Origin of the sequence: Halorubrum sp. Atlit-28R, assembly GCF_003665955.1 — an archaeon.
GTDB lineage: Archaea > Halobacteriota > Halobacteria > Halobacteriales > Haloferacaceae > Halorubrum > Halorubrum tropicale.
In genome coordinates this window covers 25,286-46,648 of sequence record NZ_QPLS01000009.1, presented here as the reverse complement: position 1 = coordinate 46,648, position 21,363 = coordinate 25,286, and the positions used below count along the sequence as shown (strand labels likewise).

The window sequence follows — 21,363 nt, the reverse complement described above, 5'->3', positions numbered from 1 at the left end:
CGGTCTGAGCGTTCGACGGGGCGTCACTCGTCGTCGAACGCGGCGACGACGCGCTCCATGTCTCCCGCGACGCGCTCCGGGTCGATCCGCTCGCCGCGGTAGGCCCGTTCGACCACGCCGTCGGGGTTGACGAGCAGGGTCACGACGATGTGGGTGAAGTCGTAGCCCGGGAGGCGGTCGCTCTCCGTCGTCCGCTCGAAGCCGATCCCCAGTCGGTCCTCGACCACCGCCTTCGCGCGAGCCGGCGTCTCCGGCCGCAGGTAGATCCAGTTGCCCGCCTCGAGGTCGGCGCCGATCGACTCGGCGTTGTCGCGGAGCGCCGCCGCGTCGTCGCGCTCCGGATCGAACGTGATCGGGATAAAGTACGTGTCGTCGGTCAGCCCCGCCGCCGCGACGCGGCGCTGTACCGTCGCCCACTGGCGGAGGAGGATCGAACACTCCGCGGGACAGAACGTGAACACGCCGGTCACGAGGGCGGTCCGGTCGAGCTCGTCGCTGTCGAACGTCTCGTCCGCGAGGGGAGCCGGCAGCTCGAACGACGGGAGCGGCTGGCCGTACGCGGGATACGCGAGGTCCTCGCTGTCCGCGAGCTGGTCCGACTGCGGATCGAGCACGACGTCGTCCGGGCTTCCACCGAACAGGCGCGACGTACAGCCCGCGACGGAGCCGGCGGCGGCCGTTCCGACGCCGGCGAGCAGCGTTCGTCGCTTCATACCCGAGCGAAGGGGCGAGCGGCGCATAACGCGTCTGGTGCGATCGACGAACGCGAGCGACCCGGGTCACGCGGGAGCGAGCGCGCGGCGAGTCGGTCGCCCGAGTCAAAACGGGGTGTAGTACGGGATCGGCGGGTGCGGCAGCGGCACGCCGAGCGTCGCGAGCCCGTGCTGGAGCGGGACGTATCCGAGGGCTACGAAGGCGACGCCGAGCACCCGGTGGATCCGCAGCCGCGTTTCGAGACGCATCGACCCGAACACCGTACCGAAAAGCAGCAGCGACGGCACGGTGCCGAGGCCGAGGGCGCCGAGCGCGACCGTTCCCCCGAGCGCGCTCCCCTGGACGAACGCGTAGAGGAAGGCCGGGTACAGGAGCGGGCACGGGAGAAAGCCGTGCGCCGCCCCCAGACCGACGATCCGCCAGTCTCCGACCCAGGCGTCGACGCGGGCGACGATCCGGTCGCTCACCGCGCTCGCCGCCCGGTCGAACCCCGGTATCGGGACGGACTCCAGCCGGAGGCGGAGCGCGTAGCGCGCGCCGACGGCGATGATCACTCCGCCGACGAAGATGCCGGTGAGCGCGTGGACGTCGTCGGCGACGCCGGTGACCGTCTGCCCCGTGACGAACGCGAGGCTGCCGGCGAGACCGAAGGCCCCGCCGAGGGTCGCGTAGCTCGCCGTGCGTCCGAGGTTGAAGAGCGCGTGCTGGCGCACCTGGCGGAGGGTGAGGTCGTCGTTTCGCCCGCGACCGCCGCCGGCCTGCTCGGACCGCATCCGATCGGCGTAGGTGGTGACGAGCGGGCCACACATGCCGAGACAGTGCGCGCCGCCGAGCAGTCCGACGAGCAGGAAGACGCCGAGGCCGAGCGACTCGGTCGCGTACAGGGAGCCGCTCGGCTCACAGGTCGCCGTTCCGACGGCGTCGACGAGTCGAAGCGCCCCGGTATCGATGAGGACGTCCATACCGGATCAACGACCGCCGGGTCGCTAACCGATCTGGTGTGATCGGCGAACGGGCGCGAGCCCGGCTCACACCGATCCCCTCGCGCGGCGCTCACCCGTCACCCCTCGGCGTCGAGGAGCGAGTCGACCGTGCGGACGAAGCGGTCGACGAGCCGGTCGGGCAGCGACGGCGACACCTCGTCGAGGAGCGCGGCCGTCCGGTCCGGACGCGCCAGCGCGACGGTCATCGGCCGGTCGGGGGACTTCTCGACGATCCCGTGGTCCGCGAGCGTCGAGACGTGCCACGACACCGTGCTCTTCGCGAGGTCGAGGTCGCCGGCGAGCGCCGCCGGCCGGGTTGGGCCGTCGGCGTGGAGCCTGACGACGATCTCGCGGGCCGTCTCCCGCCTGAGAAACGCGAGCGTCCGCCGGTCCCACGGGTCGACCGCCGGATCGAAGTAGTGCGCGCGCCCGCCGATGCGTTCGACCGCGAGCTCGCCGTCCCGGACAAGCCGGCGGAGGTGGTACTGCGCCTGTCCGGTCGCGATGTCGAGCTCGCGGCCGATCCGGTTGAAGTGGACGCCGGGGGCGTCGCGGACGTGGCGTCGGATCCTGTCTCTGGTGTCCGCCATTTTCGGGGGATCGACCTACCCCCGCTCGGAATAAAAGGCGCCCGTGCGGTCTCTCGCTCTGGGAACGGCGGCGGGGCACGTCTTCTTGTCGGTCGGCTCCCAAGGGCCGGTGTGACGCAGTCGCTCTCGGGGTCGGTGTCGGCGCTCGCCGGATGGTCCGTGGAGGGGTCGCTGCCGATCCTGGCGGTCGTGGTCGCCGCCGGACTCGGGACGAGTCTCCTCTTCGCCGTCAGCCTCGCCGCCTACCGACGCCGCCGGCAGGCGCAGTACCGACTGATCTCCCTCGCCGTCGGCGCGCTTCTGGCTCGGTCGGTGGTCGGCGTCGGGACCGTTCTGGGAGCCGTGCCGATGCCGGTCCACCACCTCCTCGCGCACAGCCTGGACTTCCTCATCGCCGCGACCGTCCTCTATGCGGTGTACGCCCACGCGCCCGGCGCGGTCGGCGACGACGCCGCCTCGGACTGAGCCGAGCGACGCGCCTACCGGCCGACGCTCCCGCGGAGGCGTTCGACCGCGACGCCGACGCGGGGCCCGAACGCGACGGCGGCGACGGAGACGACGGTCCCGCCGACGGTCCACCCGACGAGCGAGGCCACCGCCCGCCCGGTCTGGACGAACCCGCCCTCCGGCGCGAAGGCGACGCCGATCACGTGCTCGAAGACGAGTCCCCGGAACGCACCGTTCGGGGAGAGCGCGACCGACCCGGCGATCCCGCCCGGCGACGCCCCGGCCGACAGCGATCGAAGCACCGCGAGGTCGCCGGCGAGAACGCCGCCAAGCAGCGCGAGGAGGGCAAGCGCGACCGCGCTCCGCCGGCTCGTCGCGACCGTCGACACCGCCGCCGAGAGCGCGAGGTACGCCGCGCCGAACGGCACGACGAGCGCGATGAAGCGGACGAAAAGCACCGGCGAGTCGACACCGGCGTGCGTCGCGAAGATGCCCGTGTCCGGCGCGGCGGTGAGCCACACGTAGGCGCCGACGAGCGCGAACGGGCCGCCCACGAGCGCGACGAGCGCGACCGTCCGGGCGAGCAGCACCCCGAGGACGTACCCGGTCGCGCTCACCGGATACGTCCGGATCACGCTGAGCTCCCCGCTTGCGGCGTCGGCGAACAGCGAGCGGTACCCGAGCACGACCGCCAGCAGCGGCACAAGCACCTCGGCGGGCAACAGCAGGTCGACGACCGCGGGCACGAACCCGGTCGCGCCGCCGCCCCCGACCGCGACGAGGCCGGCGAGGACGACAAGCAGCCCGGCAGCGAGAACGGCGTACCCGGGCGTCCGGCGCACCGTGACCAGCTCGCGCCGGAAGACGACCAACACGCCGCCGAACGGAGAGTTCACCGGTCGGACACCCCCGTGACGTGGACCGACTCGGCGTCGGCTCCGCCGCTCTCTCCGCCCTCCTCCGCCCCGCCGCCCGCGGGCGACGACGCCCCGTCGGTACCGGCCGCGACCGCGCGGTACAGCGCCGCGACGTCGTCGACCCCCCGCTCGTCGAGGAGGCGCTCGCGGCGCCCGGCCGCGGCGACCCGGCCGCGGCGGAGGACGACAACCGCGTCGGCGTGGGCGTCGACGAGGTCGAGGTCGTGCGAGCTGACGACGACGGCGGCGTCGTCGCCCGCCCGCGCCGCCGCGCGGAACGCCCGCTCTCGCATCTCCGGGTCGAGCCCGCTCGTCGGCTCGTCGAGGACGACGACGTCCGGGTCGCCGAGCCTCGCCTGTGCGATCCCGAGCAACCGCCGCATCCCGCCGGAGAGGTCCGCGACCCGCTTCCCGGCCGCGTCCGAGAGCCCGACCGCCGCCAGCGCCGCGTCGGGGTCGCCGCCAGCGAGCGCCGCGTAGAACCCGAGGGTCTCTCGGGCGGTGAACCCGTCTCGGAACGGTACCCGCTGCGGGAGGTAGCCGACGCGCTTCTCCGACCCCGAGCGCGGACCGCCCTCGGGGTACCGGACCGTCCCCGCGGTGGGTTCGACCGCGCCGCTCAGGACCCCGAGCAGCGTCGACTTGCCGGAGCCGTTGGGACCGATGACGGCGGTGACGCCCGTCCCGACCGACAGTGAGACGTCGTCGAGCACCGCGACGCCGCCGTAGGTGCGCGTGACGCCGTCGAGCGCCGCGAGCGTGCGGTCGCTCATCCGGCCCCCTCCGCGGTCGCCGTGGCGTTCCCGTCCGCTCCGGCGGCGGAGCGCCACGACGACTCGACCGGGTCGCCGTCCGACTCCGCGACGGCGGCGAGCCGGTCGGGGTGATACGGTTCGGCCGCGGGCGCCGGATCGATGATGCTCCCCGAGCGCGCCCCGGGCACGGTCCCGCGGAGCGCGTCGAGCAGCCGCGCGGCGGGGGACTCACGCACCGTTACCGCGCTCACCGTCCGGTGGAGCGCCCCGTCGACCGGCGACGTCGGGCGGTACGCCCGTTCGCCAGGACCGCGCGGTCCGACGTTCGCGCCCTCCCAGAAGTTCCCCCGGCCGCCGTCGGCCCACACGCGCAGCGCGCCGGCCCCGGCCGCCGCGTGGTCCGCGTTGCCGACGAAGTCGTTGGCGACGACCCGGCTGGAGGGGACGACCGTCGTCGCCCGCGCCCCGAGCTCGTTGCCGACGACGACGTTGTGCTCGTACAGCGACCCGCGGGCGCTCGTGGAGAAGCCGAGCTCGTTGTCGACGAGCGTGTTGTAGCCGACGTACGTCCGCGTTCCCGACGCCTGGATCCCCGCGCTGGAGTCGCGGACGTCGTTGCCGACGATCGCGTTCCCGGCCGGCCGCGTCATCACGGTCACCCCGGCGAACAGCTCGTTTCGGAAGACGTTGTCCGCGACCAGCGCGTCCCCGGTGTACATGAGGTGCGTCCCGTACCGGTTGTCGACGAACGTCGAGTTCCGAACGACGGAGCCGTCGGCGCGGTGGAGGTAGATCCCGTCTCGCCCGCCCTCGAACCGGCTGTCCGTGACGGTGACGCGCGACTCCATCCCTGTGATGCCCATGAACCCCGCCTGCCACTCGTCGGTCCCGTGGACGACGAGCCCGCTCGCGGTCGCGTGAGAACCCGATCGCAGCAGGAGCCCGCTCGCGTTCGTGTCCACGACCACCTCGTCGACGACGAGGCCCGGCGCGCCGACGGCCTTCACTCCGGCGTCGCCGTGGCCGTAGCCGAGCTGGATGTTCGTGTCCCACGTACCGCCCTCCGGGTCGCGGGACTGACGGGCGGCTTCCGGGTCCCGGGTCCGATTCCCCGTTCCCGCGATTCGCAGCCCCGTGAGCGCCACGTCGGCCGCGCGGACGGTGACCACCGAGCCGGTGCCGTTGCCGACGATCCGGGTCGCGGCCGCGTCGCCCCGCCCGGCGCCCGCGCCGGCGATCGTCACGGACCGGTTCACGGTCACCGTCTCCTCGTAGGTCCCGGGCGGGACGCGGACTGTCGTGTTCGGCGGCGCCGCCGCGACCGCCGCGGAGACGGTGGGGGCGTCCTCGCCGACGACGACGGAGACCGGTCGGTCCGCGCGCCGTTCCGCGGCCGCGAGCCGCTGGTTCGCCGTCCGCCAGCGGTCCGCGGCGAGCGACCGCACGGTCGCCGCGGAGTCGACGTCGTACGACCGGGTCCGGACCGCCTCCCACCCGACGACCGACCCGCCGTGGTCGTCGGCGAACGCCGCCGCCGCCTCGCGGCCGCGGAACGGGACGACGACTTCGCCCGACGGCGTCTCGGCGTCGCTGCCGACGACGTAGAACGCCTCGTCGACCGGCGTCCACCCACCTGCCCCGCCCGCCGCGAAGAGTCCGGACTCGGTCGTGCCCGGGTCTCGGTGATCGAACGTCTCCACGTACGCGACGAGCGGGTAGCCGAACTGTCGCTCGGTCCGCCCGTCTCCGCGCGAGTCGACGAACGAGGCGATCCCGTTGTAGCCGACGACGTACTGGAGCTGCGAGTAGAACACCTGGACGCGCGGGAGCGTCGCATCGCCCGCCATCAGGGCGTCCGTCTCCGAGGAGAGCCCCAACTCGACCGCGTCCTCGAACCGCACCGGCTCGGGGACCGACTCGCTCGGGTCCGCGGCGAACGCGCCCGCGGTGCCCACGGCCGCGAGGGCGACGAGCGCGACGGCCGCGAGACGGAGGCGACGCGACCGGCCCGAGTCGGTGTCGAAAACTGCCACGCGTTCGGTTCGATCGCCAGTGGCTTATGGCGTTTGGTTCGTTCCTCGAACGCGCCGCTGAACGCGTCCAGAGGGGCTAAGAGGCCAGTACCCCAACTACGACCATGACGAAACGCGACCCATCGACTCCCACGCCCGCCAGCTCGAAGAGCGTCCCGCGGCGCCGAGTGCTCGCCGGAATCGCCGCCGCAGGGATCGGTTCCGTCGCCGGTTGCGCCGGCGGTGGGTCGAACTCGATCGCCCCGGTCTCCATCGACGACGACCAGGCATGCGACCAGTGCGGGATGATCGTCGCGGACCACCCGGGAACGGTCGGGCAGGTCCACTTCGAGGACGACGAACCGGAGGGCGGTCGCCCGGCGCAGTTCTGTAGCGCCACCTGTACGTACACCTACCGCTTCGACGCCGAAGACTCCGGGCGCACGCCGCTCGCGACGTTTCTCACCGACTACTCCGCGGTCGAGCAGGAGGTGTTCGAGGAGGGCGGCGACACGATGTTCTCCTCGCACGTCGACAGCGAGGCGTTCGCCCGCGAGCCCTCTCTCACCGTCGTCGCGCGCAGCGAGGTGATCGGCGCGATGGGACCCGACCTGATCCCGTTCAGCGAGGAGGGCGACGTCGAGTCGTTCGTCGCCGAGTACGGCGGCGAGGCGATGCCCGCGACCGAGGTGGACCGCGCGACGCTCGAAGCACTGTGAGCCGTCAGTCGTCCGCCGTCGCGTCGCGACCGATCTGGTTGACGCCGAGCGAGCCGACGAGTTCGGTGCGGGGGTACGGGAACCCGATGCCGGCCTCGTCGGAGCGTCGCATGACGGTCTCCGCGAGCGCGTGTTTGACGCCGCCGGCCCCGGTCTCCGCGGGGTCGTCCACACCCGGTGGTTGAACACGACGGCGGAGTCGCCGAGCGCGGTCAGCGGTGCGGCCGGCTCCGGGTCGGCGAGCAGGCCCGCCTGAAGTAGTTGCGTAGTCACACCGTCTCCGATCGTCGCCGTTGGAGTTAGGTACGGTCGATAAATCGGGCGTGTGGCCTAACGAGCCGAAAAAGAGCGTCCGGCCGACCGAGTCGCGCCCGGGGCTACTCCGCGGCGCCCCACTGCTCGACGCGCTTCGGGCGGTCCGAGACCGCCATCACGTCGAGGTCGTCGCCCGCGTGGTCGAGCGCCTCCAGCGCCGCCTTCGCGGAGGCGTGCGTCGAGAAGTAGGTGATCTCCTCCTCGACGGCGACCTCCAGCAGGTCGCGCTGGCGCGAGACGATGAGGTCGAGGTCGCCGCGCTTGGCGGCCTCGATCAGGTCCGTCGCCTCGCTCAGCTCGAAGTGCTCGGCGTAGCCGTCGACGAGCGCCTCGCCCGCCTCGGTCCCCGGGTCCGGGAACTCCTCGGCCGAGAGGTCGACGACGGCGGTGCCGGACTCCGGGATCGGCTTCCCGGTGGCGTCCTGCGCCTTGTCGTACGCCTTGCCGAAGGAGGTCGCGGTGCCCATCACCTCGCCGGTGGACTTCATCTCCGGGCCGAGCCGCGGGTCCGAGCCCGGCAGGCGGTCGAAGGGCAGGACGACCTCCTTCACCGAGCGGTGTGCGGGGATCTGCTCGTCCGCGTCGAGGTCGGCGAGCGTCAGGTCGTCGGTCATCACCTTCGCCGCCAGCTTCGCGATGGGGACGCCCGTCGCCTTCGAGACGAACGGGACGGTGCGCGAAGAGCGGGGGTTCGCCTCCAACACGTACACCTCGCTGTCCGCCTCGGGGTCGTCGACGCCGGTCACGGCGAGCTGGACGTTGAGCAGGCCGACCGTGTCGAGCGCGCGGGCGATGTCCTCGGTGACCTCGCGGACCCGACCGAGCGTCTCGTCGCCGAGCGAGCGCGGCGGGATCATGCACGCGGAGTCGCCCGAGTGGACGCCCGCGCTCTCGACGTGCTCCATCACGCCGCCGAGCAGCACGTCCTCGCCGTCCGCGACGGCGTCGACATCCAGCTCGACCGCGTCGTCGAGGAACTGGTCGACTAAGATCGGCTTGTCCGGCGAGACGCGGACCGCCTCCTCGATGTATTCCTCCAGCTCGGCGTCGTCCTCGACGACCCGCATCGCGCGGCCGCCCAGCACGTAGGAGGGGCGCACGAGGACCGGGTAGCCGATCTCGTGGGCGAGTTCGAGCGCCTCCGCCTCGCTCGTCGCGGTGCCGCCCTCTGGCTGGGCGATCCCCAGCTCGTCCATCAGGACGTTGAACCGGTCGCGGTCCTCGGCGAGGTCCATGGCCTCGACGCTCGTGCCCATGATTTCGCAGTCGAGCCCGCGGCGGTCGATCTCCGCCTCGAGGGGTTCGCCCACGTTGACGGAGGTCTGCCCGCCGAACTGGACCATCACGCCGTCGGCGCCGGTCGTCTCGATCACGTCGGCGACCTCCTCGGCGGAGATGGGCTCGAAGAACAGCCCGTCGGAGGTGTCGTAGTCGGTCGAGACCGTCTCGGGGTTGTTGTTGATCACGTGCGCGTCGATGCCCAGCTCGCGGAGCGCGCGCACCGCGTGGACCGCGCAGTAGTCGAACTCGACGCCCTGCCCGATGCGGATCGGCCCGCCGCCGACGACCACGACGCTCTCGACGTCGGGGTCGACGCGGACCTCGTTCGCCGCGCCCGCGGTATCGGCGCCCCGGAGGAACTCCGGTAGGCGCGCGGAGTAGTAGTACGGGGTGGAGGCCTCGAACTCGCCCGCGCAGGTGTCGACCTGCTTGTAGGTGCGGTCGGGGACGGCGCTCTCGACTTGCCCCACGTCGGCGTCGACGCCGCCGGCGGTCGCGGTCGCCGCGATCTCGGCGTCGGTGCGGCCGACCATCGCGGCCTCGGTGAAGTCGCCCTCGGCGGCCGCGGCGGTGCCCTCGGCGATGTTCTCGAAGCGCTCGACGTACCAGCGGTGGATGCCAGTCAGGTCGATGACCTCGTCGACCGAGTACCCGCGGTCGAACGCCTCGAACATCGCGTACGGGCGGTCCGGGCTCGGCCGTTCGAGATACTCCGACTCCAGCTCGCCGTCGTCGACCGCGTCGAAGTCGACGGCGGGGTCGTACTCCGAGGAGCGGAGCGCCTTCACCATGCTCTCCTCGAAGGTGCGGCCGATCGACATCGCCTCGCCGGTGGACTTCATCGCGGTGCCGAGCTCGAAGTCCACGTCGTCGAACTTGTCGATGGGCCACCGCGGCACCTTCGTCACCACGTAGTCGATGGCGGGCTCGAAGGCCGCCGTCGTCTCGCCGGTGATCTCGTTGTCGATCTCGTGGAGCCGCTTGCCCAGTGCGACCTTCGCCGTGACGCGGGCGATCGGGTACCCGGTCGCCTTCGACGCGAGCGCGGAGGAGCGCGAGACGCGGGGGTTCACCTCGACGACGCGGTACTCGCCGCCGGGGGTGCCGTCGTCGTGCCACGCGAACTGGATGTTACAGCCGCCCTGGATCCCTAAGTCGCGGATCACTTCGAGCGCCGCGTCCCGCATCTCCTGGTGACCGTCGTCGGGGATCACCTGCGACGGCGTGACGACCGTCGACTCGCCGGTGTGGATCCCCATCGGGTCGATGTTCTCCATGTTACAGATGATGATACAGGAGTCGTCGGCGTCCCGCATCACCTCGTACTCTAACTCGACCCAGCCCGCGATGGACTCCGTGATCAGCACCTCGCTGTTGCGCGAGAGCCGCAGCCCCTTCCGGACGCGCTCGACCAGCTCCTCGAACTCGTCGACGACGCCGGAGCCGGAGCCGCCGAGGGTGTACGTCGTCCGCGCGATGACTGGGAGGCCGCCCACCGCGTCGACCGCCTCCCGGACGCGCTCGCGGAAGGCCGCCTCGTCGAAGTCGGTGACCGACTCGTCGTCGTCCAAGGAGATGGTGGTCGACTTCGGGACCGGCTGTCCGAGGCCCTCCATCCGCTGGCGGAACAGGTCGCGGTCCTCCGTCGCGTAGATGGTGTCCAGCGGCGTCCCCATCACCTCGACGCCGTGTTCCTCCAAGATCCCCTCCTCCGCGAGTTCGGCGGTGACGTTGAGCCCGGTCTGCCCGCCGAGCCCCGCGATGACGCCGTCCGGCTCCTCGATGCGGATGACCTCCGCGATGGCCTCGGGCGTGATCGGCTCGATGTACACCCGGTCGGCCGTCTCGGGGTCGGTCATGATCGTGGCGGGGTTCGAGTTCACCAGGACGACGCGGGCGCCCTCCTCCTGGAGGGCGCGACACGCCTGTGCGCCGGAGTAGTCGAACTCGGCCGCCTGTCCGATCTGAATCGGTCCGCTGCCGATAAGGAGAATCGTCCGGTCCTCGCTCATTGAGCGGACGGAATACGCTCATCGTAATAAGGCCGGCGGTAAGGTACGAATCTCGCAACGAGTTTGCGATTTTCGCAAGCTACATCTTACCACGGTGGTCGGTACGATACCACACGTTCTCCTCGTCGCCTCGCCGTCTCGGTGCGCTGACGGGTCCACCACAAGGAATTTACCGAGATGTCGGAAATTCGGTCAGTGACATGCGCTGTTCCCGCCGCAGTGCCCTCCGACCGCTCGGCGTCGCCGCCGCCACCGCCGCCACGGCCGGCTGTCTGAACGCCGGCGACCCCGACGTGCTCGCCATCGCGGACGACCTCGAACCGATCGACGGCTACGACGAGCGCGTCGACTTCCGGAACGCCGTCGTCGAGTACCGTGACGCCGTCTACCGGTTCGACCTGATAGTCACGCCGTAGGAGGGGACTCGGACGACCGCCGGCTCATCGCCCCGAGCGGCGGGGCGTCGGCGCGGGAACCGAGTGTCGCACGGGGGCGGCGCTCAGGCCTTGAGCCGGTATCGGTACGGCTGCCCCGCGATGACCTCGACCTCGCCGCGCTCGGCTCGCCGCCCGAGCACCGTGGCGACCCGGTGCGGGCTGCCGATCTCCTCGCACTCGTCGCACTCCTCGACGAGGGCGAGGATCTCCCGCGCCGTCAGCGGCTCGTCGGCCTCGGCGAGGACGCCGCGGATCCGGTCGTACCGGTCGTATTCACCGGCGCTCATACGTCTTACGTACGGTCTCCGAACATATAGGGTTCAGTGAGACAGAAGTCGGACGATTGTCTGACAGCGGGCGCGAGACGCCCGTTAACCGGCTTTCGTCGCGGTTCCGGTGAGGGTTCGAAGCTGGGTGGGCGGCCCGGGCTCAGGCGTACGGGTCCTCGGCTTCGAGGTCGCGCTCCGCGCGGTACTGCTCGACGAACTCGCTCACGTCGAACTCGACCATCTCCCGCTCGAACGCCGAGAGCGCCTCGTCGTCGTCGGCGTGGCTCACGGCGTGTTCCATCAGTTCGACGACGAGCTCGACGACGATCTCGTGGAGCCGGCGGGAGTCGAACTCGGTGACCCAGACCATCGCGTACCCGACGTCGGCGTTCTCGCTGGCGTCGTGCGCGACGACCGCCTCGGGGAACTCCTCCAAGACGACGCCGAGCAGGTGCGGCGTGTCGAACTCGGGCATCTCCTCGCTGGTGGTGTCGATCGCCTCGCGGAGGACCTCGACGAGGAACTCCGGGAGGAACCGCTCGGGCGGGTGAACGTCCATCACGACCGCGTGCGTCTCGCCGCAGGCGCACTCGTACTCGCGCATCCCGAGGTCCAGTTCGCCGACGCCGACCGTCTCCCCGCAGGGTAGCTCCAGCGCGTTTTCGTCGCCGCCGGGGACGCGGGGCTGGGACATGCCTCCGCTTGGTCGCTGTCGAGGTTAAAAGGAGCGGAACGGGGCAATCGCTGCTCGACATCCACGCCGACGAGCACGCCGTCGGACATATCGGCCTCCGCTTCGATGCGGGAACGCAAAAACGGTCGATCGCGACGGGTCCGAGCGGGGCGATTTGCGGCCCCGCGACTCAGGCGCTCACTGGAAGCCGATCCGGCCGCCGGTGTCGCGGAGCGACTCGCCGCCGCCGCCCTTGAACTGCTCTCTGACGTCCTCGTAGTACGCGAGGATGTCGTCGTTGATGGTCGGGCGGACCGACTCCATCGCGCGCCGGAAGTGCTTCATCTCGACCTCCTCGGCGTCGTCGTCGTCGCGCAGCGCCTCGATCGCGGCCTCGCGGGCGATCCCCTCCAGGTCGGAGCCGACGTAGCCGTCGGTGATCTCCGCGACCTCGCGGAGACTCACGTCGGGCGCGAGCGGCGTGTTCCGGGTGTGGATGTCGAGGATCTGCTCGCGGCCCTCCCGGTCGGGCTGGCCGATCATCACGAGCCGGTCGAACCGGCCAGAGCGCAGCAGCGCGGGGTCGATCATGTCCGGCCGGTTCGTCGCGCCGATGACCATCACGTCGCCCATGTCTTCGAGGCCGTCGAGCTCCGTCAGGAGCTGGTTGACGACGCGCTCGGAGACGTTGTTCCCCATCTCCTGACCGCGCGAGGGCGCGAGGCTGTCCAGCTCGTCGAAGAATATTATCGTCGGGCTCACCTGCCGGGCCTTCCGGAAGGTCTGTCTGATCGCCTTCTCCGACTCGCCGACCCACTTCGAGAGCAGCTGCGGCCCCCGCACCGAGATGAAGTTCGCGTTCGTCTCGTTGGCGACGGCCTTCGCCATCAGCGTCTTCCCGGTGCCGGGCGGGCCGTACAGCAGCACGCCCTTCGGGGCGTCGACGCCCATCCGGTCGAACTTCTCCGGCGAGGTGAGCGGCCACTCGACGGACTCTTGGACCTGCTGTTTGGCGTCTTCGAGCCCGCCGACGTTGTCCCACGAGATCTTCGGGAGCTCGACGAGCACCTCCCGCATCGCCGACGGCTCCACCTCGTTGAGCGCGCCGGAGAAGTCGTCGCGCTTGACGATCATCCGGTCGATGAGGCTCGGGGGCACCTCCTCCTCGTCTAAGTCGATCTCGGGGAGGTATCGGCGCAGCGCCTTCATGGCGGCCTCCTTGGTGAGGCTCTCGATGTCGGCGCCGACGAAGCCGTGCGTCTCGTCGGCGAGGTGGTCTAAGCTCACGTCGTCCGACAGCGGCATGCCGCGGGTGTGGATCTGGAGGATCTCCTTGCGGCCCACCTCGTCGGGGACGCCGATCTCGATCTCGCGGTCGAACCGGCCCGGCCGGCGGAGCGCGGGGTCGACGCTGTCGACGCGGTTCGTCGCGCCGATGACGATCACCTGTCCGCGGGTCTCTAACCCGTCCATCATCGTCAGCAGCTGGGCGACGACGCGGCGCTCGACCTCGCCCGTCACGTCCTCGCGCTTCGGCGCGATGGAGTCCAGCTCGTCGATGAAGATGATCGAGGGCGACTCCTCCTTCGCGTCCTCGAAGATCTCGCGGAGCTGCTGTTCGGACTCGCCGTAGTACTTCGAGATGATCTCCGGCCCGGCGATCGAGAAGAACGACGCCGAGGTCTCGTTGGCGACGGCCTTCGCGAGCAGGGTCTTCCCGGTCCCCGGCGGCCCGTGGAGCAGGACGCCCTGCGGCGGCTCGATGCCGAGCTTCGAGAAGATCTGCGGGTGCTTCATCGGCAGCTCGACCATCTCGCGGACGCGCTGGATCTCGGACTGGAGGCCGCCGATGTCCTCGTAGGTAATTCCGCCCCCGGTCTTCTCGAACCCGGAGATCGGTTCCTCGCGAAGCTCGACCTCCGTGTCCTCGGTGATGAGACAGACGCCGTCGGGCTCCGTCTCGACCGCGATCAGCGGGATCGCCTGCCCGGGCGACCGCATGAACGGGTGGTTCGTCGACGACATCACGGGAACGATGTCGCGCTCGACGACCGGGCGCTTGAGGATCTGCCGTTTGACCATGCCGGCGGCGTCGGATCCGAACTGGACCGACGCCTCCTCCGGCGGGGCCAACACCAGCTTGTCGGCCTTTTCTGCCTCCGCCTTCCGGATAGTGACGCGCTCGCCGATGCCGACGTCCGCGTTCTGCCGCGTGAACCCGTCCACGCGCACGGTGTCGGTGTTCCAGTCCTGGCGGTCGGCGCGCCAGACCTTCGCGGCGGTCGTCTCCGCGCCCTCGATCTCGATGATGTCGCCGGGCGAGAGCTTCAGGTGGAGCAGGGTGTCGGGGTCGAGTCGGGCGATGCCGCGCCCCGAGTCGTTCGGGTACGCCTTCGCCACTTCGAGTTGGACTTCGTTCATGATTCCTCGCGGGGGATGGTCGTATCTGGATCCGGTCCGGGAATAAGCCTGTTGCCCGTGCCCGGCCCGCCGATTCCGCCGGTCCGATCGGCGGCCGCGATAGGCTGTGTGATCATATAGCACGATACGGAGTCCGGTCATAAAACCCCGTCGTAAGCGTGCGTTTTCGCCGTGGACTCGCGGCCGCTCTACCGGACGTTCGTTCGCCGTTCGCCGCGGCGTGTGCGTCGAAGCGACGCCGCTACCGCGGGCCGAGAACGACTTCGGGGGCGAAAACCGTGACCAAGAGCAGCCCTGTCAACAGGAGGACCGCAGCGACACGAACCCAGCCCGCCAACCGGCGACGCTCCGCCGGCAGGGACTCGGCGACCCCGGACAGCGCGAACCCGACCGCCATGACGAGCGCGTTGACCGAGGCGACGCCGCGGAGGACGCCGAAGTAGACGTAGATGCTCGCCATGAGGAGTGAGGAGGCGAACATCGCGTACGCGTTGAGTCCGCCGGACGGTTCGCTGAAGACGACCTCGCTGATTCCGGAGGGCACGGTACGAGCCGATCGCTCGGCGACGCGGATATGATTGGTGAAACGGAGAGTGTCCCGCCGGCGTTGCTCGCGGTCCCAGCCTGTGTGCGGACCCTCCGGCGACTACCGTCGGCTCGGACGTGTCACCGGCCGATAGGCTCGACGGAGCCGCCGATCCGGGGGTATTTGTCGGACAGTCGCCTCGGAGGAGCCATGCGAACGCTCGTCTTCGACGGTCGGACCGGCGCCGCCGGCGACATGATCTGCGCCGCGCTGATCGCGGCCGGCGCCGACCCCGCGGTCCTCGGCCCGGTGCGCGACGCGCTCCCGGTCCGGTACGCGGTCGGCGAGACGGAGAAGAACGGGATCCGCGCGACGACCGTCGACGTCCTCGTCGACGGCGACGACGCAGGAGACGCCGATTCGGATCGCGGCCACGCCCACGGCAACGATCATAGTCACGGTCACGACCATAGCCCCGACAACGACCATAGTCACGACCACGGTCATGACCACGAGACGGACGCCTCCCGAGACGAGACGCACGCCGAGGGCGCCGGCGTCCATCGGAGCTACCGCGAGGTGGTCGACCTCGTCGAGTCGATGGGCCTGCCGGACGCGGTCGAGTCGACCGCGCTCGACGCCTTCGAGCTGCTCGGCCGCGCGGAGGCGTCGGTCCACGGGACCGACCTCGCCGAGACGCACTTCCACGAGGTGGGCGCCGACGACGCGATCGCCGACGTGGTCGGCGCGGCGCTGCTGTTAGCGGACCTCGACCCGGAGCGCGTGGTCACGACGCCGGTCGCCGCCGGCGGGGGGACCGTCGAGATGAGCCACGGGACCTACCCGGTCCCGGCCCCGGCGACGACCGAGATCGCGAGCCGGGCCGGCTTCCGGGTCGTCGGCGGGCCGATCGACCGCGAACTGCTCACGCCCACGGGCGCCGCGATCCTCGGGGCCGTCGCGGAGGGCGTCGACGCGGTCCCGGATCTCGACGTCGAGCGGGCGGGATACGGCGCCGGCGACGCCGACTTCGAGCGCCACCCGAACGTCCTGCGGGCGCTCGTCGGCGATGGGGGACGGGAGGAGAGCGAGACCGATCGGGAACGAACCGCGGGCGGCAACCTCGTCCGCGACGACATTGTCGTCTTGGAGACCAACCTCGACGACGCCGCGCCGGAGGTCCTCGGCGGGCTTCAGGAGACGCTCGAACGGGCCGGCGCGCGGGACGTGACGATCGTTCCGACGACGATGAAGAAGTCCCGGCCGGGCCACCTCGTGAAGGTGATCTGTAAGCCGGCGGACGCCGAGGCGGTCGCGGAGCGACTCGCCCGTGAGACGGGGACGCTCGGCGTGCGCCAGTCCGGGGCGAGTCACCGCTGGATCGCGGAACGAGAGTTCGAGACGGCGACGCTCCGGGTCGACGGCGCCGACCACGAGGTCACCGTGAAGGTCGCCTCGACGACTGACGGGGAGGTCTACGACGTCAGCGGGGAGTACGACGACGCGGCCGCGGTCGCGGAGGCGACGAGCCTCCCGATCCGGGAGGTGCTCCGGCGAGCGGAGGCGGCGGTGCGGGAGCGGATCGCCGACGAGTAGCGGGACGCCGACGTCGCGACCGGCCCGTCAGTCGGGCGGGTCGACGCGCTCGACGCGCTCGGGGTCGACGCCGAAGCCGTCGGCGAGGCGCTCGCGGACGCGGTCGGCGACGACCCCCTCCGGGGCGCCGACCTCCGCCCGCGAGACCGCCTCCTCGTCGACCGCGAGGGTGGCGACCGCCTCGACCGTGGTGTCGTTGAGGCCGGGCCGGAGGCCGTCGATCTCGATCTCCTCGACGCGGAGGCCGTCGATTCGCTCGATCTGCGCTCTGGCGCCGGCGACGAGGTCGCCGGTGGCCGCCTGCGAGACGCGGACGGTCACCGCCGCCTCGACCGACGGCGTGTGGATGGCTGCCGCCATACGCCCTCGCCGCGAGTCGAACGCGGCGCGGCCGGTCGCCGTCTCGGGTCGCGGTCCGAGGGGCGACCGGTCCGCGTCCCCGAACGCCGCGGGGGCGACGGCGGAGGTCGCCGGCGGCGGCGCTCGCGAGGGTGACGGTCGTCCGACTCGACGCGCGCGACGGACAGCGGCGGCTGGAGAGAACGGGGTGCGGTCCGTCCCGCGGGGAAACCTCCCCAGCCGACGCGCGTCACGCGGTCGGGCGGACGGACCGTGGGGTCGGAATCCCGTAGCCGGTCCCCATCCACCCGAGGAACGCGACGCTCGCGGACCGCACGAGCGTCGAGCGGGCGGAACGGGTCATGGTCGGGATCCGCGGCGCGGGGCGCGCCGTCGTTCACGTCCAGAGTCGGTTTTGTATTAAAATTATGTTAGTTATGAGACCACATGGCACGGCGTGTTCGACCCGAGAGGCGCCGAGAATCCGCCGGAGCGGGCGCAGGCGCTCGGTTCCGTCGACGACGAGACGACAGGCCTATGCCGACCGCCCGACCAGTTGCGCGTAAGCAGTCACCGCCATGATCGAGCGCATTCACACGTCGGACGTCGAACCGGACGCGGACGAGGTCGCCATCGCCGGCCACGTCCACGAGATCCGCGACCTTGGGGGCCTCGTCTTCCTCATCGTGCGCGACCGCGAGGGGCTCATCCAGATCGTCTTCAAGGAGGAGCGCGAGCCGGAGCTGTTCGAGGCCGTCCAGGACGTGGGCGCCGAGGACGTGGTCCGGGTCGTCGGCGAACCGCTGGAGAGCGACCAGGCGCCCGGCGGCGTCGAGATCGCGCCCACCGAGTACGAGGTCATCGACGAGGCAGACTCCCCGCTCCCGCTGGAGATCTCGAAGGACATCGAGGTCGACCTCTCGACCCGGCTCGACAACCGCGCGCTCGACCTCCGGAAGCCGGAGACGCTCGCGGTGTTCACCCTCCGCTCCGAGCTGATCACCGCGATGGAGGAGTGGTTCGAATCGGAGGGGTACGTCGACATCAAGACGCCGCTGATCTCGAAGGGCGGCGCCGAGGGCGGCGCCGAGCTGTTCCCGATCCTCTACTACAACCAGGACGCGTTCCTCTCGCAGAGTCCCCAGCTGTACAAGCAGATGCTGATGGCCTCGGGCTACGAGGCCGTCTACGAGACCGGCACAGCGTTCCGCGCCGAGGACTTCGCGACCTCCCGCCACGTCTCCGAGATCGCGATGTTCGACGTGGAGCTGGCGTACATCGACGACCACGACGACGTGATGGACGTCCAGGAGGAGTCGCTGCGCTACGCGCTCCGCGAGGTCGCCGAGAACGCAGAGCGCGAACTCGACCTCCTCGACGTCGACCTGGAGGTCCCCGAGGACGACTTCCCGCGGATCACCTTCGACGAGGCGCTCGACATCCTCGAAACCGAGTTCGGGCACTTCCCGGACGACCCGACCGACCTCGACACGAAGGGTGAGAAGCTCCTCGGCGAGCACTTCGAGGAGCAGGGTCACCCGGCGTTCTTCGTCGTCGGCTACCCCGACGAGAAGTTCTACTACATGCAGGACGTGCCGGAGGACGACATCGCCTCCCGGAAGTTCGACCTCATCTACAAGGGCCAGGAGCTCTCCTCGGGCGGGCAGCGCGAGCACAACGTGGAGCGTATGGTCGAAGTGATGGAGGAAGAGGGCGTCGAGACGAGCAACTTCGAGTTTTACATCGAGGCGCTGAGCTACGGCACGCCCCCGCACGGCGGCTACGGGCTCGGCATCGACCGCCTCGTCCAGAAAGTCGCAGACCTCGACAACATCAAAGAGGCGATTATGTTCCCGCGCGACCCGAACCGGCTGGAGCCGTAACGAGAGCGAACCACGCCGGATCGCCGAAACTCGTTCCGTCGGCTCTACCAAACCCTATCCCTCGGACATATATCGACTGAAACAGCCGGTATATCAGAGCAGCGTATGTGTCATATTAACCGGTCCATTTTCAAGAAATCTGGCTCATAAGTTACAATCCGAGAAATACAAATCTAACACCATAGAACACGATAACAACACCTGCGATCCGGCCGACAGTAATCGATAGTTGAGTCATTTCGATATCAGCCGCAGTCTGTTTTGTCCCCAATGACTGCGCGATGCGATAGTACTTATCCATAATAGGTGGATGTATTGCGAACATCCCGCCTATGAATATAGATATAATTCCAAATCCGATCAGCGGAAGGCTGATCATATGATATTGTGACAGGTACCCAAGTAAATGTCTTGTCTCTGCTGTTCGGTCATACGTTCGTTTTGATAGGCAGTTGTGGCTCTGTTGAAATCCTCAGTAGGTGATGTGTTCTTGGAGACGTGCTGAATACAGAGCGCGAATCGGTCAGAATCGGTTGGTCAGAAACAGGACGTTCGAGACCAATCGATACCGAGGAGAGACCACGCTGGGAGGGATTTGTCCTGTTGTTCACGACTTAGCGAGCGGTTCCACGGGAAGCAACTCTCTGGCGACAAGGGTATGCTGACCGAAGGGCGAGGACAGCAGGTCGAGAAACGCCCGTTCTCGGGTATCGGGTTCGCCGAGCGTGTACAGGTAGACATCATCGGTCATTGGGTAGCCCTCGTCATACACGGTCCGCCGCTCGGCGTCAACGAGCACGTCCAAGGTCGGAACGCCGCGGTCTCGGGCGATACGAACACCGCCGGCTTGGACAACCCCAATTGCGTTGTCGCGTTCAGCTGCGGCAGTCACGAACTCGTCGGCTTGCCCGTATCGGGCGCCGAGTGCTTCGGGCACAGCGTCGTTCTCGCGCAGAAAGCTCTCATAAGCGGGATCAACCCCGGTCACGTCTGCTCCGAGAAAGACAAACGGCTCCTGATCGGGCCCTCCGAGCGCTTGCCAGTTCGTCACCTCGCCTTGGTAGACGCTCGCGATCTGTCCGGGAGTGAGTGCGTCGATGCCCGCCTCGGCGAGGGCGGGCGAGATGATGAACGCCCATCCCTCGCGTCCGACGTGGTGGAAATAGATCTCGTCGATCCGGTCACCGAAATATCGTTCCGGATCGGGACCGGCCGGAGTGTGGCTACTGTCGATCCCACCCACATCGACCGTCCCATCGAGAATGGAATCCGCCGTCTCTGGTGGCTCCCCCAGCGCGACTGCCACTCGGAACGGTGGGGCAGACCGCCCGCCGTCGACTGCGACCGCTGCCTCGCGGGCGAAGTGGTTCGCTACTCGCTCCTCGAACGCCGGTCGGGTCCCGATTTTTGACCAGATAACGTCGTCGCCTACGGGCGACGGATTCGCGTTCCACACTCCCGTGGCGAGGTGAATTGCGTCAAACAGTGTCGGGGGTACTTGGACTGTCAGCGGTCCTGCCTCCGCGCGGTCGTCGGTCCGTGGCTCGACAAGCGAGGAACACCCGGCGGCCCCGGCGAGAGTTGCTGCCCCACCGGTCAACAGGCCACGGCGAGTCCAGCCCCGATTCTGAAACGGTGACAGATCTGTGGAGGGCACAGTCGAGCGTCCCCGTGGCACGGTATTGAAATTTGTGTCCACGTTGGAACCGTCTGCGACGTGAGTGTCATCACCGGGAGCTACTGACTATAACCCTCTGTATCTCGCACGTGGTTTCTATCAACTGCTGAGGGTTTCAACAGAGCCGCAGTTGTCCTATACTGACCGTAACCGGGCCAAATATCACTTGCTGAGTGTTTCAACAGAGCGGTTCCGTCCGACCTCGGTACGCGGCCGGGCGGTCAGGATCGCACGCTGCTGCGCGAGCGGGATATCATCGAATGCTGCTACGCGAGCGGAATCTCATCGAATGCTGCTGCGCGAGCGGAATCTCATCCCGCCGCGCGAGCGAGGATCGAACCGGCCACCGCTCGCGGTCTTTTATAAGCAACTCGTCGATCCGATGAGATTCGGGTCTCAAAGTCTCTCACGGCCGTTAAACCGAGTTAAATTGGACGTAATTCGGCTGAACGGCTTGCGCCATTAAAGAGGGTATGGACCCGAGAGGGAGTCGCAATGAACGCACTCCGAACGACGTTGCTCGTGGCGCTGGCCACGGTTGTACTGATCGGGACCGGCGCGGCCGCCGGTGCCGTCGCGGCGACGCCCGGCCCGGACAGCGCCTCCGGCGACGCCGGGCCGCCGGGCGACCTCCCGGACCAGGTGCCCGACTTCGTCGGCGGCATCCTCGACAGCGTGAACGAGTTCCTCGGCGGCGGCGTCGACGACCTCGGTGAGACCGTGAGCGAGGTCGCCGGGAACGGCGCCGGCGAGAGCGACGCGAGCGACGGAACGGACGCCGACGGGGGTGCGTAAC

The 21,363-nt window shown here is 69.5% G+C and carries 21 protein-coding genes; 6 read left to right on the top strand and 15 right to left on the bottom strand.

What is annotated here, in order from left to right:
* Positions 1-23: 23 nt before the first annotated feature.
* The 3 genes from DVK06_RS13360 to DVK06_RS13350 form a co-directional block, all read right to left on the bottom strand.
* Positions 24-713 carry an SCO family protein gene (locus tag DVK06_RS13360; protein ID WP_053772608.1) on the bottom strand — a complete coding sequence of 230 codons (690 nt, stop codon included), beginning with the start codon at positions 711-713 and terminating at the stop codon, positions 24-26.
* A gap of 105 nt (positions 714-818) precedes the next feature.
* Positions 819-1,676, bottom strand: a complete 858-nt coding sequence (locus DVK06_RS13355; protein ID WP_121600625.1) for a sulfite exporter TauE/SafE family protein — start codon at positions 1,674-1,676, stop codon at positions 819-821.
* A 98-nt stretch (positions 1,677-1,774) separates the two neighbouring features.
* Complete coding sequence (locus DVK06_RS13350) at positions 1,775-2,287, bottom strand: helix-turn-helix domain-containing protein (protein ID WP_053772606.1); 513 nt, start codon at positions 2,285-2,287, stop codon at positions 1,775-1,777.
* Between the two features lie 111 nt (positions 2,288-2,398).
* Here DVK06_RS13350 and DVK06_RS13345 point away from each other — a divergent pair, with 111 nt between their 5' ends.
* Positions 2,399-2,752 carry a hypothetical protein gene (locus DVK06_RS13345; protein WP_053772605.1) on the top strand — a complete coding sequence of 118 codons (354 nt, stop codon included), beginning with the start codon at positions 2,399-2,401 and terminating at the stop codon, positions 2,750-2,752.
* Positions 2,753-2,766: 14 nt separating this feature from the next.
* Here the strand turns inward: DVK06_RS13345 and DVK06_RS13340 are convergent, their stop codons facing one another.
* Genes DVK06_RS13340 through DVK06_RS13330 form a run of 3 tightly spaced genes read right to left on the bottom strand, consistent with a single transcriptional unit; the run spans position 2,767 to position 6,439 of the window.
* The gene (locus DVK06_RS13340) at positions 2,767-3,630 is read right to left on the bottom strand and encodes a copper ABC transporter permease (RefSeq protein ID WP_121600624.1); all 864 of its coding nucleotides are present in this window, start codon (positions 3,628-3,630) and stop codon (positions 2,767-2,769) included.
* On the bottom strand, positions 3,627-4,424 hold the full coding sequence (locus tag DVK06_RS13335; RefSeq protein ID WP_121600689.1) for an ABC transporter ATP-binding protein: 798 nt from the start codon (positions 4,422-4,424) through the stop codon (positions 3,627-3,629). Before DVK06_RS13335 ends, DVK06_RS13340 begins: the two co-directional genes overlap by 4 nt.
* Positions 4,421-6,439 (bottom strand): NosD domain-containing protein, encoded by a 2,019-nt coding sequence (locus DVK06_RS13330; RefSeq protein WP_121600623.1) that lies wholly within the window; start codon positions 6,437-6,439, stop codon positions 4,421-4,423. Before DVK06_RS13330 ends, DVK06_RS13335 begins: the two co-directional genes overlap by 4 nt.
* Positions 6,440-6,543: 104 nt before the next feature.
* On the opposite strand from DVK06_RS13330, the gene DVK06_RS13325 reads away from it, so the two are divergent.
* Positions 6,544-7,137, top strand: a complete 594-nt coding sequence (locus tag DVK06_RS13325; protein WP_121600622.1) for a nitrous oxide reductase accessory protein NosL — start codon at positions 6,544-6,546, stop codon at positions 7,135-7,137.
* Positions 7,138-7,141: 4 nt separating this feature from the next.
* Here DVK06_RS13325 and DVK06_RS18715 read toward each other — a convergent pair whose 3' ends face one another.
* Together DVK06_RS18715 and carB are read right to left on the bottom strand one after the other, a co-directional pair.
* Positions 7,142-7,309, bottom strand: a complete 168-nt coding sequence (locus DVK06_RS18715; protein WP_158295140.1) for a hypothetical protein — start codon at positions 7,307-7,309, stop codon at positions 7,142-7,144.
* A 205-nt stretch (positions 7,310-7,514) separates the two neighbouring features.
* Positions 7,515-10,745: a carbamoyl-phosphate synthase large subunit gene (gene carB, locus DVK06_RS13320; RefSeq protein ID WP_121600621.1), complete on the bottom strand. Its 3,231-nt coding sequence runs from the start codon at positions 10,743-10,745 to the stop codon at positions 7,515-7,517.
* A gap of 200 nt (positions 10,746-10,945) precedes the next feature.
* Here carB and DVK06_RS13315 point away from each other — a divergent pair, with 200 nt between their 5' ends.
* Positions 10,946-11,161 carry a hypothetical protein gene (locus DVK06_RS13315; protein WP_121600620.1) on the top strand — a complete coding sequence of 72 codons (216 nt, stop codon included), beginning with the start codon at positions 10,946-10,948 and terminating at the stop codon, positions 11,159-11,161.
* A gap of 83 nt (positions 11,162-11,244) precedes the next feature.
* Here DVK06_RS13315 and DVK06_RS13310 read toward each other — a convergent pair whose 3' ends face one another.
* The 4 genes from DVK06_RS13310 to DVK06_RS13295 all read right to left on the bottom strand — a co-directional run bounded on the left by DVK06_RS13310 (position 11,245) and on the right by DVK06_RS13295 (position 15,089).
* Positions 11,245-11,469 (bottom strand): hypothetical protein, encoded by a 225-nt coding sequence (locus DVK06_RS13310; RefSeq protein ID WP_121600619.1) that lies wholly within the window; start codon positions 11,467-11,469, stop codon positions 11,245-11,247.
* 142 nt (positions 11,470-11,611) lie between these two features.
* Positions 11,612-12,145, bottom strand: coding sequence for a DUF5815 family protein (locus DVK06_RS13305; protein WP_121600618.1), 534 nt, complete (start codon positions 12,143-12,145; stop codon positions 11,612-11,614).
* 177 nt (positions 12,146-12,322) lie between these two features.
* Positions 12,323-14,545 (bottom strand): CDC48 family AAA ATPase, encoded by a 2,223-nt coding sequence (locus DVK06_RS13300; protein ID WP_121600617.1) that lies wholly within the window; start codon positions 14,543-14,545, stop codon positions 12,323-12,325.
* A gap of 241 nt (positions 14,546-14,786) precedes the next feature.
* The gene (locus DVK06_RS13295; RefSeq protein WP_053772596.1) at positions 14,787-15,089 is read right to left on the bottom strand and encodes a hypothetical protein; all 303 of its coding nucleotides are present in this window, start codon (positions 15,087-15,089) and stop codon (positions 14,787-14,789) included.
* A gap of 192 nt (positions 15,090-15,281) precedes the next feature.
* Between DVK06_RS13295 and larC the strand changes: the two genes are divergently transcribed.
* Positions 15,282-16,667, top strand: coding sequence for a nickel pincer cofactor biosynthesis protein LarC (gene larC, locus DVK06_RS13290; protein WP_121600616.1), 1,386 nt, complete (start codon positions 15,282-15,284; stop codon positions 16,665-16,667).
* 27 nt (positions 16,668-16,694) lie between these two features.
* Here the strand turns inward: larC and DVK06_RS13285 are convergent, their stop codons facing one another.
* Complete coding sequence (locus DVK06_RS13285) at positions 16,695-17,027, bottom strand: hypothetical protein (RefSeq protein ID WP_121600615.1); 333 nt, start codon at positions 17,025-17,027, stop codon at positions 16,695-16,697.
* 557 nt (positions 17,028-17,584) lie between these two features.
* Between DVK06_RS13285 and aspS the strand changes: the two genes are divergently transcribed.
* On the top strand, positions 17,585-18,889 hold the full coding sequence (gene aspS, locus DVK06_RS13280) for an aspartate--tRNA(Asn) ligase (RefSeq protein WP_121600614.1): 1,305 nt from the start codon (positions 17,585-17,587) through the stop codon (positions 18,887-18,889).
* A 151-nt stretch (positions 18,890-19,040) separates the two neighbouring features.
* Here the strand turns inward: aspS and DVK06_RS18345 are convergent, their stop codons facing one another.
* Complete coding sequence (locus DVK06_RS18345; protein WP_147438086.1) at positions 19,041-19,268, bottom strand: hypothetical protein; 228 nt, start codon at positions 19,266-19,268, stop codon at positions 19,041-19,043.
* Positions 19,269-19,496: 228 nt separating this feature from the next.
* A complete protein-coding gene (locus DVK06_RS13275; protein ID WP_147438085.1) occupies positions 19,497-20,546 on the bottom strand; it encodes a substrate-binding domain-containing protein in 1,050 nt (349 codons plus the stop codon).
* Positions 20,547-21,062: 516 nt separating this feature from the next.
* Between DVK06_RS13275 and DVK06_RS13270 the strand changes: the two genes are divergently transcribed.
* A complete protein-coding gene (locus DVK06_RS13270; protein ID WP_121600612.1) occupies positions 21,063-21,362 on the top strand; it encodes a hypothetical protein in 300 nt (99 codons plus the stop codon).
* Position 21,363 lies beyond the last annotated feature (1 nt).